The organism is Ruegeria sp. BG8 (assembly GCF_056538325.1).
This window is the reverse complement of the sequence record NZ_JBQFSZ010000012.1, coordinates 1-15,630: the sequence shown is the minus strand read 5'-3', so window position 1 is coordinate 15,630 and position 15,630 is coordinate 1. Positions and strand designations below refer to the sequence as shown.

At 53.7% G+C, this 15,630-nt stretch carries 13 protein-coding genes and 1 pseudogene; 8 read left to right on the top strand and 6 right to left on the bottom strand.

Annotation, left to right across the window (positions count from 1 at the left end):
* Positions 1-30 precede the first annotated feature (30 nt).
* Positions 31-1,110: a sugar ABC transporter substrate-binding protein gene (locus tag ACR0DG_RS18665; RefSeq protein ID WP_480699941.1), complete on the bottom strand. Its 1,080-nt coding sequence runs from the start codon at positions 1,108-1,110 to the stop codon at positions 31-33.
* Positions 1,111-1,245: 135 nt separating this feature from the next.
* Here ACR0DG_RS18665 and ACR0DG_RS18660 point away from each other — a divergent pair, with 135 nt between their 5' ends.
* The 4 genes from ACR0DG_RS18660 (at position 1,246) to ACR0DG_RS18645 (ending at position 5,571) form a co-directional block, all read left to right on the top strand.
* Positions 1,246-2,268, top strand: a complete 1,023-nt coding sequence (locus tag ACR0DG_RS18660) for a LacI family DNA-binding transcriptional regulator (RefSeq protein ID WP_480699942.1) — start codon at positions 1,246-1,248, stop codon at positions 2,266-2,268.
* A 578-nt stretch (positions 2,269-2,846) separates the two neighbouring features.
* On the top strand, positions 2,847-3,332 hold the full coding sequence (locus ACR0DG_RS18655) for a DUF6653 family protein (protein ID WP_480699943.1): 486 nt from the start codon (positions 2,847-2,849) through the stop codon (positions 3,330-3,332).
* Positions 3,333-3,826: 494 nt separating this feature from the next.
* Positions 3,827-4,813: a CmcJ/NvfI family oxidoreductase gene (locus ACR0DG_RS18650; protein WP_480699944.1), complete on the top strand. Its 987-nt coding sequence runs from the start codon at positions 3,827-3,829 to the stop codon at positions 4,811-4,813.
* A gap of 29 nt (positions 4,814-4,842) precedes the next feature.
* The gene (locus ACR0DG_RS18645) at positions 4,843-5,571 is read left to right on the top strand and encodes an SDR family NAD(P)-dependent oxidoreductase (RefSeq protein ID WP_480699945.1); all 729 of its coding nucleotides are present in this window, start codon (positions 4,843-4,845) and stop codon (positions 5,569-5,571) included.
* Between the two features lie 360 nt (positions 5,572-5,931).
* Here the strand turns inward: ACR0DG_RS18645 and nrtS are convergent, their stop codons facing one another.
* The 3 genes from nrtS to ACR0DG_RS18630 form a co-directional block, all read right to left on the bottom strand.
* Positions 5,932-6,138 carry a nitrate/nitrite transporter NrtS gene (gene nrtS / locus ACR0DG_RS18640; RefSeq protein ID WP_480707262.1) on the bottom strand — a complete coding sequence of 69 codons (207 nt, stop codon included), beginning with the start codon at positions 6,136-6,138 and terminating at the stop codon, positions 5,932-5,934.
* 84 nt (positions 6,139-6,222) lie between these two features.
* Entirely contained in the window at positions 6,223-7,335 is a 1,113-nt protein-coding gene (locus ACR0DG_RS18635; protein ID WP_480695776.1) for an S-(hydroxymethyl)glutathione dehydrogenase/class III alcohol dehydrogenase, read from the bottom strand.
* A 120-nt stretch (positions 7,336-7,455) separates the two neighbouring features.
* Positions 7,456-8,268: a glutathione binding-like protein gene (locus tag ACR0DG_RS18630; protein WP_480699947.1), complete on the bottom strand. Its 813-nt coding sequence runs from the start codon at positions 8,266-8,268 to the stop codon at positions 7,456-7,458.
* A gap of 260 nt (positions 8,269-8,528) precedes the next feature.
* Here ACR0DG_RS18630 and ACR0DG_RS18625 point away from each other — a divergent pair, with 260 nt between their 5' ends.
* The 3 genes and pseudogenes from ACR0DG_RS18625 to ACR0DG_RS18615 all read left to right on the top strand — a co-directional run bounded on the left by ACR0DG_RS18625 (position 8,529) and on the right by ACR0DG_RS18615 (position 12,170).
* Entirely contained in the window at positions 8,529-9,392 is an 864-nt protein-coding gene (locus tag ACR0DG_RS18625) for an MEDS domain-containing protein (protein ID WP_480699948.1), read from the top strand.
* Between the two features lie 104 nt (positions 9,393-9,496).
* Positions 9,497-10,251 (top strand): annotated as a pseudogene (locus ACR0DG_RS18620) (IS5 family transposase).
* Positions 10,252-10,652: 401 nt separating this feature from the next.
* Entirely contained in the window at positions 10,653-12,170 is a 1,518-nt protein-coding gene (locus tag ACR0DG_RS18615) for a basic amino acid/polyamine antiporter (protein WP_480699949.1), read from the top strand.
* 10 nt (positions 12,171-12,180) lie between these two features.
* Here ACR0DG_RS18615 and ACR0DG_RS18610 read toward each other — a convergent pair whose 3' ends face one another.
* Together ACR0DG_RS18610 and ACR0DG_RS18605 are read right to left on the bottom strand one after the other, a co-directional pair.
* The gene (locus ACR0DG_RS18610) at positions 12,181-13,449 is read right to left on the bottom strand and encodes a phophatidylserine decarboxylase associated domain-containing protein (RefSeq protein ID WP_480699950.1); all 1,269 of its coding nucleotides are present in this window, start codon (positions 13,447-13,449) and stop codon (positions 12,181-12,183) included.
* A gap of 408 nt (positions 13,450-13,857) precedes the next feature.
* Positions 13,858-14,379 carry a LysR substrate-binding domain-containing protein gene (locus ACR0DG_RS18605; protein ID WP_480699951.1) on the bottom strand — a complete coding sequence of 174 codons (522 nt, stop codon included), beginning with the start codon at positions 14,377-14,379 and terminating at the stop codon, positions 13,858-13,860.
* Between the two features lie 22 nt (positions 14,380-14,401).
* Here ACR0DG_RS18605 and ACR0DG_RS18600 point away from each other — a divergent pair.
* A partial coding sequence (locus ACR0DG_RS18600; protein WP_480707260.1) for a hypothetical protein occupies positions 14,402-15,630 on the top strand: 1,229 nt, incomplete at its 3' end.

The window sequence follows — 15,630 nt, the reverse complement described above, 5'->3', positions numbered from 1 at the left end:
ATCGCTACGCCACCGCGTTGTCTTTAACGTTCAGGTGTTGTCAGGAGACTGACCCAACAGCTCTTCCGGTGTGAAAGGCGCGAAGCACTCCGCATAGCCCGTTCCGGTGTTAAAGGATTTCGGCAGATCAGGGAAATAGTTCACCCCGGCTTCCAGCGCGTCTGCCTTGACCTGTGGGATAGGCAAAAAGATCGTCTGCGGCAGTTCATTACCTTCAAGCAACGCAACGGCAGCCTCCAGGGCGATAGCCGACATGGCCGGAGCCTGGCTGGCCGAAATGCCTGGAATGCCAAGTTCGCTCATCAGCATCCGTACGCCGTTTTCGCCATCAACACCCATAGGTACAATTGGATGACCTGCGGCTTGCATGGCATTGATCGAACCGGCAGAGCCGTGCTGCGACACAACCGCGTCAAACTCGCCATGGGTCGCCAGCGCATCGGCAACCACTTTCTGGCTGGTACCGGTGTCCCAATTGCCAACCACTTCGACAATCTCAAGCCCGTCGACTTTTTCCAGAACGGACATCATGCCCAAACGGCGATCACGGTCCGTCGCGTTGCCGGGCAGGCCGTTGACCATCAGGATTTTATCCGCTTCACCGCCAAGAATGTCCATTACGGTCTGCGCCTTGAGCGTCCCAAGAGCAAGCTGGCTCTCGTTGACTTGAACCACCTTATCCGTGTCCAAGACGTTGTCGAACGGCACCAGAATCGTACCGGCACGTTCTGCGCGGCGAATGACAGGCTCAAACGCAGTCGGGTTCACGGCGATAAAAGTGATCGCGTCGTATCCAGCAGCGATAAAGTTGTCGATGGCCGCGATTTGCGCCGCACTGTCATTGCCAACCGAGACAACGGTGAATTCATCAATCTTGCCCGCATTATCGGGACGCGCCGCCCATGCTTTGGCCGATTGGATCGCTTGAATGCGCCAGTCGTTGCCGGCAAATCCATTCACGAAGGCCAGCTTATACGGCCCGTCCTTGGCATCATACTGCTTGGTCGAAGTTCCCGGCGCGGGCGCAAAGCACTCTGGGCGATAAGTATCCGCAAAAGCGATACCCGCAGAGGCAAGCGCAATGGCCGAGCTCATAAGAAGTGTTTTCATAGGTCCTCCCTGGCGGCCAATCCGCCCTTTGTTAAATGTCGTTCTGCGTCACGAATGTTTACGTAAACACATTGCAATCAGGTTTAGTGTTTACGTAAACATAGGTCAAGAAAAGAAACAAAAGAGACACCCATAATGGTAAAGCGCCGGACAACAGGTACAGAGAAAACCCAGCCGACAATGCATGATGTCGCGCGGGTTGCAGGGGTCAGTCAGATGACCGTCTCTCGCGTGATGCGAGGCGCTGGGTATATTTCAAAAGACGTTAAGAATGAGGTGGTGCGAGCTGCTCGTGAAATCGGCTATGTCCACAACCGCCTCGCTGGGGGCAACGCAACTTATGACAATCCAATCGTCGGGGTTGTGGTCCCCACTATGCAGAATCGCGTCTTTACCGAAGTGCTTGCAGGCATCAATAAAACGTTGGGGGAAAGCGGGCTAAGGCCGGTTTTTGGCGTTTCAGAGTATTCACTAGAGGTCGAAGAGGACTTGGTTTTCGACCTCTTGTCCTGGCGGCCGCGCGGATTGATTTTGCCTGGATTGGAACATACGGATCAGTTACGAAAAATCGTCAAGCAAACTGGTGTTCGTGTTGCGGAGATCATGGATATAGATGGGGATCCAATCTCAAAATGCTTTGGGTTTTCGCACACTAAAGTCGGAGCGGACATGGGCAGGCATCTGGTCCAGCGTGGCTATCGGCGCTTCGGGTATATCGGCAGCCTTGGTGATCTGGATTTGCGTGCGACGAAAAGGTTTAAAGCGTTTGCCGGCGTCATTCGCGACGCCGGAGCCTCCATAACCTACATCGAAAAATCCAGCGAAGCCTCATCAATGGAGCTTGGGCGAAGACTGATCCGAGAAGTACTGCAACGGCCTGACCGTCCGGAAGCAATCTATTTTGCAAACGACGATTTGGCGGCAGGCGGGCTGATGCACTGTCTGGCAGAGGGTCTGGACGTTCCCGGCGATGTTGCGCTTGCAGGTTTCAACGGATTGGGCTTCTTGTCCGCGCTCCCCAAGAAAATCACAACAACTGTAACACCGCGGTTCGATATCGGTGCTGCCGCGGCAATATGGATTTCGCATCACGAGCCGGATACATCGGGTGACTGGGGCGAATTCGAAGCTAGACTGGACTTGGGTGACACAACCTGAATTTCATCAGAACTCGGCGGGAAAAATCGTAATCACGTTCAGCGAAGCCTTGTAGATCCGATCTGTCGCAGGCAGCTCACATCCGCTCAGGTGCTTCTCGGTTATTATGCGCTGGAGCTCGGAGGTTTGAGCTATAGATCTGTCCGCGCCTCGCTGGTCTGATCAATTTGCGGCGAAAGGGCGGTATGGAGTCCTGCGCTCAAACCAGTCTTTAACGACTTCTCTAGCGACTACACAGCAATGCTGAGAAGATCGTGCTGCAACCGAAAAGGGAGGCTGCATCGACATTAGCCGCGGCGGCACCAGTCGGATTCGTCCGCATATCTATAGTTCGCGCGACCTCGAATTTCGCGCGCGCCGTGAAGGTCTGCAATGCAGGCTGCGGCTGCAGCATTAGAACACAGTTTTCAAGGTCTGGTTTGGGCCGATGGCTAGGTCGCGGCAAGCAAGGCGGGACTAATGCTGCATCTGCTCCGAGGTTTGCAAAGAGCCCGACGCTTCAGTCGCTGTAGAAGAAACCAATGACCGGCGTATGAACTCGAATGGTGTTTAGGAGGCCTCCGAGCTAGTATTGTGTCATGGCAGACATCTTCAAAGCAGCCGAGCGCCTAATGACGATGGACGATGAGGCATGGGCTCGTCACGCGAACCCATGGAGCGTCTATACGCGCTTCAGCTGTCTGCCAATCATTGCACTTGCGATCTGGTCGCGGGTTTGGCTTGGCTGGTGGGCACTGGTACCGTTAGCCTTGGCGATCCTGTGGACGTGGGCGAACCCGAGGCTGTTTGGTCCGCCGGCGAAGTTGGACAGCTGGGCCGCAAAAGGTGTTATGGGTGAAAGACTGTTTCTCAATCGCAAAGTGGTTCCTATAGCTGAACATCACGTCCGCATGGCCAACATACTAACCGCTATGTCTGCTGTTGGAATGGTGATCCTCGTATGGGGTCTGATCGTCCTTGACCTGTGGGCGACTATTTGCGGTTTGGTGCTTTCGATCGGGCCCAAGGTTTGGTTCGTTGACCGCATGGTCTGGATATTCCACGACGCAAACAAATCCGCTTAGGGTCTTCCAACCAAAGCCATTATTCGCGCAGCCGCAGCAAAATTACACTTTGACAGGCTGTCCAGTAGTCTGAAAGCGCCTAGTTTGAACAGATGCAGCGAACAGCGGCTATGAGGGCACGACTGCAGCATCCAAGCACGTGTTTGAGTGACCGCTCAGGGCCGCCACTCTGATGAGGCAAAACATCGATCCAGCTAAGGACAGCCTGCGCGGGCAACCCGTTGAGGTATAGGTCTTATTGGCTCCTGTAGTTTCCCATGGCACGTTTGGAAGCTACGTCGGGACATTGAGCCGCAATTCAGCTGGGCAGGCCAAGGTTCCGCAAGTTAGCATGCTAGTTCTTCATTTTAATGTACTTTAATTGACATTGATAATCATTTCTTCCAATTTTGCTTATGATGACCATCAATGTAATCGAAATAAGAACTCACAATCCTTACCAATAAAGCAAATAGACTCGATATCTTTAACGTCGTTATCCGAAAGGAATGCAAATGAGCCTGATTGCACAAATTGAGCGGGTTGGAGAATTCACTTATCTGGATGCCTCAACCCAGACGTCTTTGCTGCGCAACGGCAAAGTATACACACTACGCGACAACAGTGGGTCGGATGATAAATGGGTTGGCACCAGTTTCGATAGGCGCAAGATAAGTGTTCGCGATGCCCGCGACTTTGACGGTGCAGTGCGTCACCGGCTAGACCCTAACGGTTTCGAGCTGTTGCAGAGGCCTTTGGACGGTCCCGACATTGATTTTCTTAGTAACCAACAGGTGGTGCGACGCTACTATCCTCAGTGCCAAGAGATCATTCGGCAGGCTACCGGTGCTAACGTCGTGGCGGCGTTCGATCACAATGTCCGTTCGGTTTCGGGTAACCGAAACATGCAGCGGATTGTAGGTGGGCAACAGGTGCAGCCACCGCTGCATATGGTCCATGGCGACTACACCATGACCAGCGCACCACAGCGGCTGCGAGATCTGACCCGGCCGCCGACAGGCAATGATACCTACAGTTTCATTTTAGAAGATGGGATGACGCTGCTCGACAAGGATGCGGTGGACGAGGCGATCAGAAAGGGGCGTTATGCTATCATCAACTTGTGGCGTAACATTGACCACAACCCAGTCATGACAGACCCTTTGGCTCTGTGCGATGCAGCCTTGGTCAGTCCGAAGGATCTGGTGGTGTTTGAAATCCACTATGCGGACCGGATCGGCGAAAATTACTATGCCAAATACTCGGAGCAACATCAGTGGCTCTTTTACCCTGAGATGACGCGGGATGAGGCCTTGTTGATCAAGCAATGGGACTCCGCTGGCGAACTCTCTCGTTCGAAGGGGGCGAATGCAGACAGCGCTCAACCGGGGGGTGCTTCAACTTTCAGTTTCCATAGCGCCTTTACCGACTCGTCTGTCGGAGACGACGCCCCGGACCGGTGGAGTATCGAAGTGCGCTGCGCCGTCCTGTACGACGCATAACAATTGGTAACCGAGAACTGAGGAACGCTATGCCGAAAGTCTGTGCAATCATTGGAGCTGGAGAGGGCTTGGGCGCTTCGCTGGCGCGCAAATTCTGCAGCGAAGGGATGGACATTGCTCTGGTCTCACGCACTGAACAGGGTAGTGCCGCAGCAAGGGTCGCGGCCCTTGAAGCGAGGCCTGAGGCGCAGGTGCGATACTATTGCGCAGACGCGACCGACCCTGCGACACTTGAAGAGGCGCTGTCAATCGCTGCGAGTGAGCTGGGCCCGATCGATGTGCTGATCTACAATGTGCGTGATGCATTTACGGCCATCGATCCTCTGGAGATGAGCTATGAAGCGCTGGAGGCAACTTTGCGGCTCGAGGTCATCGGTGCGTTTGCAGCGGCAAAAGCAGTGCTGCCCACGATGCGCAGCAATGGCGGGGGCAGTGTGTTTTTCTCAAGTTCGACCGCAGCTTTCAGGGGGTCAGGTAAGATGCCACTTTATGCGATCGGGAAATTTGATCTTAGAGCGTTGTCGCAAAGCCTGACACGTGCTTATGCCAAGGACGGCATTCATATCGTACATGTGCGACTAGACTGCGACCTGGATGTTCCGGTGATGCATGAACGCTATGGCGACCGCTACGACCCTGAGAAACTGGCGCACCCGGATGACGTGGCGCTTAGCTATTGGCATGCTTATTTGCAGCCGAGATCGGCCTGGAGCAATGAGATTGAGCTGCGCCCCTACTCGGAAACCTGGACCTTCTAATCGTTCGCACTCGTTTTCTAGATCTTGCATACGCTAAGAAGGGGGAGGGGGATCGTGCGCTAGCTGATCCACAACAAAGCGCTGCGAGCAACCGGTTGTTTTCAGATCCGGGCGCAGGCTTTGGGTGTAACGAAGAACTGCACTCAGTTCATTTGAATAGAGTTTCTGATGTATTGGTGTTTGGCTCAAAACTGCTGCGATTTCAGGGTTGCGGGTGTCGGATAGCAGGTCGTCTGTCACGATAGATCAGCCGAGGGCTTCTTGGGGCCTCCGTTTCAAACGTGACGCTGTGTGCTGCTCCAACTGCCGTTAGGTACAGTGCAAGATCTCAGCCCTCGGTATTTGGACCGAGTGGAAGCCCTAGTCACGGATCTGCTCAGTGATGCTGTTTTCGCGAATGGCAAGAACCGAGGAATAGGTTGAGACCAAATAGGGTACGCAATACGTCACCAGGATCTTTGCAACCATTGTCAGATCGATGTCGCCCGATAGCAGGCGGTCGCCATGATTGATCGCGGCCAAAACTGTACCAACGATCAAGGAAATACGAGTCGCGCGCCGTACCACTGGTCGAGTTAAGGCAATGTGCCAAAATCCCAAAACAGTGCTTGACCTCATCTATGATCCACCATTATTCGCCAGTTTAGAGCCTCAGTACACCACGACCGAGCGGATGCTTTCGCCTTTATGCATCAGGTCGAAACCGTGATTGATGTCGTCCAGACCCATGGTGTGGGTGATCATCGGGTCGATCTCGATCTTACCTTCCATGTACCAGTCGACGATCTTGGGTACGTCGGTCCGGCCCCGCGCACCGCCAAAGGCAGTTCCGCGCCATGAGCGACCGGTGACCAGTTGGAACGGACGGGTCGAGATCTCGGCCCCCGCAGGTGCTACACCGATGATGATCGACTCACCCCAGCCTTTATGCGCCGATTCCAGCGCGTCACGCATTACGCCGACATTACCGGTGGCGTCGAACGTGTAGTCCGCGCCACCCTTGGTCAGATCGACCAGGTAGGGCACCAGATCACCTTCGACCTCTTTGGGGTTCACGAAATCGGTCATACCGAACTTGGTTGCCATCTCGACCTTGGCTGGGTTCAGGTCGACGCCGACGATTTGGTCGGCTCCGGCCAGGCGCAGGCCCTGAATGACGTTCAGACCAATGCCACCCAGGCCGAACACGATGGCCCGGCTGCCGATTTCCACCTTGGCGGTATTGATCACGGCACCGATGCCGGTGGTTACGCCACAACCGATATAGCAAATCTTGTCGAACGGCGCGTCCTCACGCACCTTGGCCAGCGCGATCTCAGGCAGAACCGTGTGGTTCGAGAAGGTCGAGCAGCCCATGTAGTGCAGGATCGGATCACCATCCAAGGTCGAAAAGCGCGAGGTTCCGTCGGGCATCAGCCCTTGTCCCTGCGTGGTGCGGATTGCCTGACACAGGTTTGTCTTTGGATGCAAACAGTATTCGCATTCGCGGCATTCCGGCGTGTAGAGCGGGATCACATGATCGCCCGGCTTCAGGCTGGTCACGCCGGGGCCGACCTCAACCACAACGCCTGCGCCTTCGTGCCCCAGAATTGCGGGAAACAGCCCCTCGGGGTCAGCGCCCGACAGGGTGAATTCATCGGTGTGGCAGATGCCGGTAGCCTTGATTTCAACCAGAACTTCACCGGCTTTGGGGCCTTCGAGGTTCACATCCATCACTTCCAAAGGTTTGCCTGCCTGAACGGCGACGGCGGCACGGGTACGCATAATCGGTGCCTTCTTTTCTGAACTGGAACGCCGCAAAGGCCATGTCCGAGTGGAAAGGTGGATCGGAAAGCCACCTGGGCTAACAGGGCGGCATTCCAATCTGTCCAGGTGGCCTGCGGATTAGCTCGCTGATTCAACCTCGGCGATGTAATCATGCTTGTCGCCGGTATGAACCAGACCGGTGTTGTGGCCACCATGCGCCTCGGTGCCTTTCAGAACGGCGGTGCGGCGCGTGAAGGTCACCTTCAATTCACCGCCCAGTACCTGACGGATCGTCTCGTATTGCCATTCACTGACCTGCCGCGCTGCCGGACGTTCAGAGATTTTTTCGAACCAGGCGCGTGTCTTGGGATGCTTAGCCCAAGCGGTATCGGGGATAATACCGCCTGCTTCGTGCGATACGAATTCGTGGAACGCCGCCAGATCGCCATAGCTGATCTGGTCGCCGCACAGATATTCGGTGTCCTTCAGCCAGTAGTTTTCCAGCAGATCCATGGCCTCGTACAGCAGATGCTTACCTTTGCGTACCTCGGCAGTGAAATCCTTGTCTGCCCCGTAGATCATTGGTGCGAAGATCGTCCAATGGAAGGCCCCCCCGCCGAGACGCAGCGTGTAGGCGTACCATTGTACGAACATGTTGACCCGCGTGCGCTCAGGCAGCGTACCGCCGAACCAGTGATCGGCGCAGTTATATTTCTCGTTCAGATAGCGCCCGATGGCGACATTTTCCCAGACGCGTACATCGCCGTCACAAAGGATCGGTACCTGGCCAGTCGGATTGTATTCATCTCTGAAGTCCTGCCGTTCGTTGATGTTGGTCGTGATGTCAACGACCTCCTCATCATGCGGGATGTCATTTTCGATCAGAAATTGCAGAGCCGTGCGGCAGGGCTGGGAAGCCGGGTGGTGCAAAAGCCGGACTTTGTCTGTCATGTGGTGTGTCCTCTCTGTTGAAAGCCTGGCTTCACGAGCCCGGTTCAACCAGGACATCGGTGCCGGGCGTATTTACCGAATAAAATTTAGGCAGCAGTGCATTATTCGGTGCGCATTGATTATGAACGTTAGCTTTGAGTGCGGCATTTTGTCAATAAAATCTATGAAAGGATAGAAATGTATAGCTAAGTATAGCTAAATACCATTGGTATTGTTCACTTTACCCAGTCGGATATAGTGGGGCAGGAAAAGCAGTTACTGTGCAGAAATTGCCTTTAAGACCAACGAGCTGTGGAAATTATCAACGCGTAATGCCGTCCGGTAGAAGAGGCGAAATATTGTCGCAAGGAGTGAACGTGAATAAGCAGCACGATCCAGGCAACGAGCTTCTGAACATCAAGGAAGCCGCAGCCATCCTGAAGGTTAGTGAGGCGTCGTTGCGTCGTTGGACCAATGCAGGTCGTTTGGTTTGTCAGCGCATTGGCGTCAAGAAAGAACGTCGTTTTCGCCGCCAGGATCTAATGGCCTTTTTGGACGGCAACGTTATGGCGGACGGCGAAGCATCTCAGGTTGCTCGCCCAAGCGAGGTGTTACTGGAAGGTGTGGCAATTGAATACGGAAATCACATCTGCACACTTTATGAGAGCGATCTGGGCCGGCTAAAATGGTCGGTGCCTTTTCTGGCCGATGGTCTACGCAATGGTGACGGGTGCTTTCTGATCGCAACAGAAAAGGTGCGTGCTGAAATTCTCGGCCATATAGGTCAGGCTTGGGATGGGTTACCCCAAGCGATAGAAACCGGCCAGTTGTTGCAGAGCAGTGGTTTGCCCGATGGGGAAGAGATGTGTCGCTACATTGAGCGTAATATCTTTAAGGCGACGCGGGCTGGGTGGCGAAGCTTTCGGTTGCTGGGCGATATGAGTTGGTGCTTGGATTTGGGAATGAGCCACGATCAACTGTTTGCTTACGAGCGGCAATTCAATCATGAGGTTGGTCACCGTCACCCGTTGGTCAGTGTTTGTCAGTATGATACGCGCGACTTCACGGGACCCGCAGTGCTAAATGCGCTGAAATGCCATGAAGATACATTTAAGTTCCCATTGTCGAGATTTTTGGCGTCATGAATGTAAGGGTTTGGAAGGTAAACTCGGGGCGATGTTTCTAGGGTCAGGCACCCATTGTTTTCCGGTAGAAACGTGATTCACGGTTCTAAAAACGAGCGGTGAACATGTCTGATCTTTTTTGGTTAAGTGACACGCAGATGGCGCGTTTGAAGCCCTTCTTTCCAAGTCCGAAGGCAAACCACGCGTTGATGATAGGCACGTATTGAGTGGGATTATCTTCTTCAGCCACAACGGGTTACGATGGCGGGATGCGCCCAGGGAGTACGGCCCATACAAGACCCTGTACAACCGCTGGAAGCAGTGAAATGACAAGAGCATATTTGGCCAGATGATGGTCGGCCTGGCCGCTGAGCATGGTGAAAAGAAGACGGTCATGATCCGCCACCTATCTTAAAGCCCACCGTACAGCGTCCAGTTTGGCCGTAAAAAGGGGGGGCGCGGTAGCCTGATCGGTAGAACCAAAGGCGTTATCAGTACCAAGTTGCACGCCATCCGTGACAGCAAAGGGCGACCTTTGTACCTCTTTGTTACTGGAGGTCAGGTTAATGATCACATCGGGGAAAAGGCACTTTTGGGCGGCCCGCCCAATGTCCAATGGCTGCTCGGAGATCGAGGTTACGACGCCGATTGGTTCAGAGAAGCCCTGAAAGACACAGGGATACGCGCATGTATCCCTGGTAGGAAGCAACGCAAAGCAACTGTTAAGTACGACAAACACCGCTACAAGCGGCGCGATCGGATCAAAATTATGTTCGGTAGGTTCAAGGATTGGCGGCGCGTTGCAACCCCCTATGGCAGGTGCCCAAAGGTCTTCCCCGCCTCCATCGCTCTCGCCGCAACTGTCATATTCTGCCTATGAAGCAAGAACGAGCTCTGACCCTTAAAACGGTTTCGAAGCGGACACTTGCGCGACCGCAGCACGCGGCTGCTTAGTCCTGTCAACTGCGAGTTCACTCGTCGATTTAATTTTGCCGTCTCAGCGAACGTCTGGAATGCGGTCTGCAATACTCAAGATCGGTTCTGCGCCTACAGTCTTATTCAATAAGCCATGAAGAAGATTTACGATATTCAAGCTTTTCAACTCCGATGCTACTCTGGGGCTCCCAGGATAATCGTCGAACTTCGTTCGTACGTTTCATGCGTTGAAAATCAAATTAAAAACCATTCATGCATTGCAGCAAATAATGGAATACAAACCCCAACGGTTATGTAACGTAAGCGGGGAAAGCAAGCTTAGAGACCGATCGGACAATCGAACTTATGGCAGTGCAATCTAACCAAGGCTCGGAAGCATCGAAAGGAGATGTTCAACCGACACTTGCACCTAGGAAACTGGGATTGTTCGCCATGACTCTGTTAGTCGTCAGCGCGATGTTTGGTGGTGGGGTTTTCAACATTCCTCAAAACATGGCCGAGCAGGCTGCGCTGGGTGCGATTCTCATTGCCTGGCTCATCAGCGGACTGGGTGTTTTCTTTGTCGCGCGAAGCTTTCAGGTTTTGGCCGATATCCACCCCGAGATGACCTCGGGCATCTACATGTACGCCCGCGCTGGCTTCGGCAGGTTGGCCGGATTCCTGATCGCCTGGGGATATTGGCTGTCCGTCGCATTCGGAAATGTCAGCTATGCGGTTTTGCTGATGGACACGTTGAATTACTTCTTACCACCATACTTTCAAGACGGGAATACCTGGCAGGCCACACTGGGGTCCTCGCTGATCATCTGGGGCCTGTGTTTTTTGGTCATGCGCGGCGTGAAAGGAGCGTCACTTCTGAACAGCATCGGAACCGTGGCTAAGTTTTTGCCAGTTCTTGTGTTCCTTGCGGTGGTGGCTTTCTTCTCGTTTGGAAAAGGTCTTATTTCGTCGGATTTCTGGGGGAATGTTTCCGTCGCCCAGAATGCTGACAAACCTTTGGGCAGTCTGCTCGACCAGATCAAAAGCACCATGCTTGTAACGCTCTGGATGTACATCGGCATTGAATGCGCAGTAGTGATGTCGGATCAGTCAGATGCCAAAACCGTCAGCCGCGCAACGATCCTTGGCTACTTCATCGTGACAGTTGTCTTTGTGCTAATCTCTGTCGTACCGTTTGGCGTGATGTCCCAAGGCGAGCTTGCAGTACTGGCCCCGCCCTCAACCGCGGGCATCATGATGTCGCTCATTGGTTATTGGGGCGAGGTATTTATCAATATCGGCGTCATCATCGCCTTGCTCAGCTCGTGGCTGGTCTGGACGTTGCTAGTGGCACAGTTGCCGTGTGTCTGCGCAAAGGACGGGACCTTTCCGAGGTTCTTTGCCAAAACCAACCAGGCTGGTACTGCGTCGAATTCGCTGATTATTTCAACCTTGATCATGCAAGCGGCTATTATCATTGTTTATTTTGCCGACAACGCATGGAATCTGATGCTTTCGATTACTGGCGTGGTCATCCTACCAGCATACATCGGCTCTGCCGTGTTCCTTTGGAAGGTGATCTGGTCAGGCGATTACCCGCGCACTGCAAAGGTCGGCAAGTATACGGCCCTGATCACCAGTATGCTCGCGACAAGCTTCGGACTTTGGCTGGTCTATGCGGCGGGCATACAGTTCATGCTGGCGGGTGCCATCATCTATGCGGCCGGATTGCCGGTATTCTATTGGGCACGCCGGATGGCTGCAGATAAAGCCAGCGCGTTTGACCGGGCCGAGGGATTGGTCGCCGCGGCTCTGCTTCTGTTGGCAGGCGTCGCCCTTTGGATGTTGGTCGACGGGCAGCTGCCTCAGGTGTTTTCGGGGTGAAGAATAGGGTCTACTTGCGCGGTCCAACTGTTGCGATCCGCTGGTTGACCAGGATGTTGGTGCTGTCCAGTCCCGGTTCCTGCCCATGCAAATCAAAATCGATATCAACGTCTGACTGAAAGACCAAGCAATGCGTAGAGCCTCCAAAATGGAACATGCCAATCTCGTCACCTTTGGTGACATGTTGGCCTTCGAAAACGGTGATGTCACAGGTCGATACTTCGGCCATGCCGATGCCCACGAAACACATTAGGCCGATATCCGGGTTGTCCGCTTCGATGAAAATCAACGCGCGCGTGGCTACCTCAGCGATGTAACCTTGCGAAGCGTTTGGACCAGCAGGGTCCAGCCCTTCCGGCATGATTTCCGAGTAGTAAGTTCCTTCGATCCGACGGGTTTTGACAACCCGACCCGATACCGGTGCATGCCAGCGATGATAGCTGAGTGCGCTCAAGAAAGCCTGGTATACTGTGGCCGATTCAAAGTGATCAACCAGAGGATCGTTATTCAGCATGAATTGCAGCGCATAGGGTTGCGCTTTGATCCAGAACTGATCGCGAAGTTTTACTTCTCGAGCGACGCGATATGGTGCAGACTCGCAAGCGTTGGCAACAATTGTATCATCGTCTGGCGCAGCGATCGGTCGGACTCCTTCACGAAACCGGCGCGTGAAGAAATCATCCCAAGATTTGAACCCGAAGTGAGGCAGCGACGGGTCGCAAATGAAGTCTTCTTTGAAGGTAGGCATCGCTTTTTGCGCATTTGTGCCGAACCACCCGGTTTTAGGATCATTAGTTAAAACAGACCTGCTTTGCGGTGATTGCAGAAATATGGCCCATTCATTCAGCATATCACGTAGGCAGTCATCAACCTTGTCGTCTAAAAACCCAGCCCAACCGCCAACATTGGCCATTGACCAATCGAGAATCGCATTGAACGGAAACCCAACCAAACCGCTGTCATTGAATTCGGGCGCATGTGTCATGATCGTGTTGAACAGCCGAAGCATATGTTCATAGTCGCGCACCTGCGGCTTGCCTGAAGGTGTGGTTTTCTTGTTCTCAGGCACCTCCTGAAACATCTGTGAAAAGAACATATACGCCTTCGCATCCGTCTCGATCAGGGTCTTCAGCCTCTGTACAGAGGGCAAAAGAGGGGTGGTGTCCTGCTCAGCCTTGGCTGCGATCTTTGTAGACCATGCATCCAGCACACTCTGATCCGAAGGCAACCATTTGCCAACTTTGTAATGAACGTTTACGGAAGTTTCTTTCAAAGCCATTGTATGCACCTTATCCAACTGGATTCTAGTCGATCTCAACCCTGACGATACTACGTGCCCAGACACCACGGAGTCCATTTCGATACAGACGAATCGAACTTAGCAGTGTCTGCGGTCCCGATATTTATCGCGACACAAACTACCCGCTTACAGAGATCGACCGTAATGCGGGCTGCGAACGCAACGTCGACTGGCCTTGGCCAAGGTCGGTTCTGGGCTGACCTCGCAACACGTAACCATGATTCAGACTGAGATGCTGCATCAACCCCAGCGGCGGCTCAGAGCCCACTTTGACCGATGCTGTGCGATGCACCAATGATTGTGATGCGGACTAAGCAGCCCAATGAAAGCTGATGCTAAATGTCAGCTTTTGATAAACGACCCACCGTGGTTGAGGGTGACAGTTGTTCATCTCAGCACTTCGACTAAATGGTCTATAAAGGCCCTGAGTTTTGCAGGCATGTAATTGCGGTGGACGAAAACCGCATACACAGGTTGCTCTTCTGTCTCGTAGCTTGGCAAAAGCCTTTGGAGTTGACCTTGCGCCAGCATGTCCTGGACGAGATAGTCACCGATCAATCCCATTACGTGCCCTGATTTTACGGCGTTTATCGCTGCATTTGGCGAGTTCACCACAAATGTATCCGGCATCCTAAATTCGACAAGCTTGCTGCCGCTGTGCAATCGATTTACCACGCCCCAGTTTCCTGTCATCTGCTTCACGGTGGGGCGGTCCGAAATTTCTTCCAAACCCTCCGGTGCGCCATACCGTTCGACAAACTCAGGCGTCGCGACAAAAATTAGTTTTTGGGAGAACAGCAAACGCGACTTCAGCTCCGAGATATTCAGTCCGTCGCTACCACCGACCCTTATGAGACCGTTCAAAACTCTGGGGTGAATCCGATCGGTTGATGTAATCTCCTTGCCCATAGAAAGTTTTATGGAGGCAAGAATGCATTGGCGCATCGTACTGGAGGCTCTTGACCCGACGGGGGACGAGTACCGCAAGGAATTCCTGATCGAAAAGTGTCTCGATGGCTTTGCGAGCGGGGATGTCGGATGCTCGATCGACGATGGCAAAGCGATCATGAAACAGGTTCAGAAGATCGTCGTCGAACGCGAGCTGGACTTGTGGATCCGGTATTGCCGCACGTGCCCAAGTTGCGACGGCTTGTTGCCCATCAAGGATTACCAAACACGAAAACTGCTCACCGTGCATGGAGCAGTGATGGTGAAGTTTCCCCGGCTCGTCGTATGCCAGAAATGCCACCCAGCGATGTGCATGGCGTATTCTCCGGTTGCGGATATCTGCCCAGACCGAGCTACCCCGGAACTGTTAGAACTGTCTGCAAAACTGGGTGCCAGGTTCTCCTACCGGGAGGCATCAGACGTGCTGGCGACGTTCCTGCCGGATCAATCTGCGCGAAGCTTCACCACGCTTCGCAATCGAACCCTAGCCATCGGGAAAAGGATCGAGGAGGCCGAAAGGCAGCAGTGCTGGTTCGAAGACTTGGACTATTCGGATAGAAAGCAGCTTGAGCTTGCGCTTGTCGGCGACCCGGCAAGTGAATTTGTATATACTGTCGACACGGCGCACATACCCTTGGTCAAGCGAAATGGCGGACGAACGTTTGAAGCTGTTGTTGGCCATTGTGCTCGAGGAGGTAGGGGTAATATGACAGGGCCAGTCTTTGCGTTCGAGGGTACACACCCTAGGGAACTAAAGGCGGTGGCGGCTCTGGCACTCAAGAGGCAGGGATACGCTGACCAAGGCGATATCACGGTTATTACAGATGGTGCGGAATGCCTGAAGCGCCTGGTGGGCATGCTTCCGCAGCCGGTGACCCACATCCTCGATTGGTTTCAGATTTCAATGAAGATACTGCCGCTGACCCAGCTCGGAGCAACGGCCCCGAAGCACATGTCGAGCTTCGAGAGTCGTATGGAACGAATAAGATGGCGATTGTGGAACGGGCAAGCGGGTCGAGCATTGTCCTTGATCGCAAGGGTCCGACGAGATTTGTCCAGAGAGATTGTGCCAAGCATTTGGGCGCACCGCGCCGACAAACTGCTCAAAACGCTGCAAGTCTACATACGACGAAACAAGAGATCGGTGGTCAACTATGCCGAGCGCTACCGTGATGGTAAGCGCGTTTCGACCGCACCGGCCGAAGCGAGCGT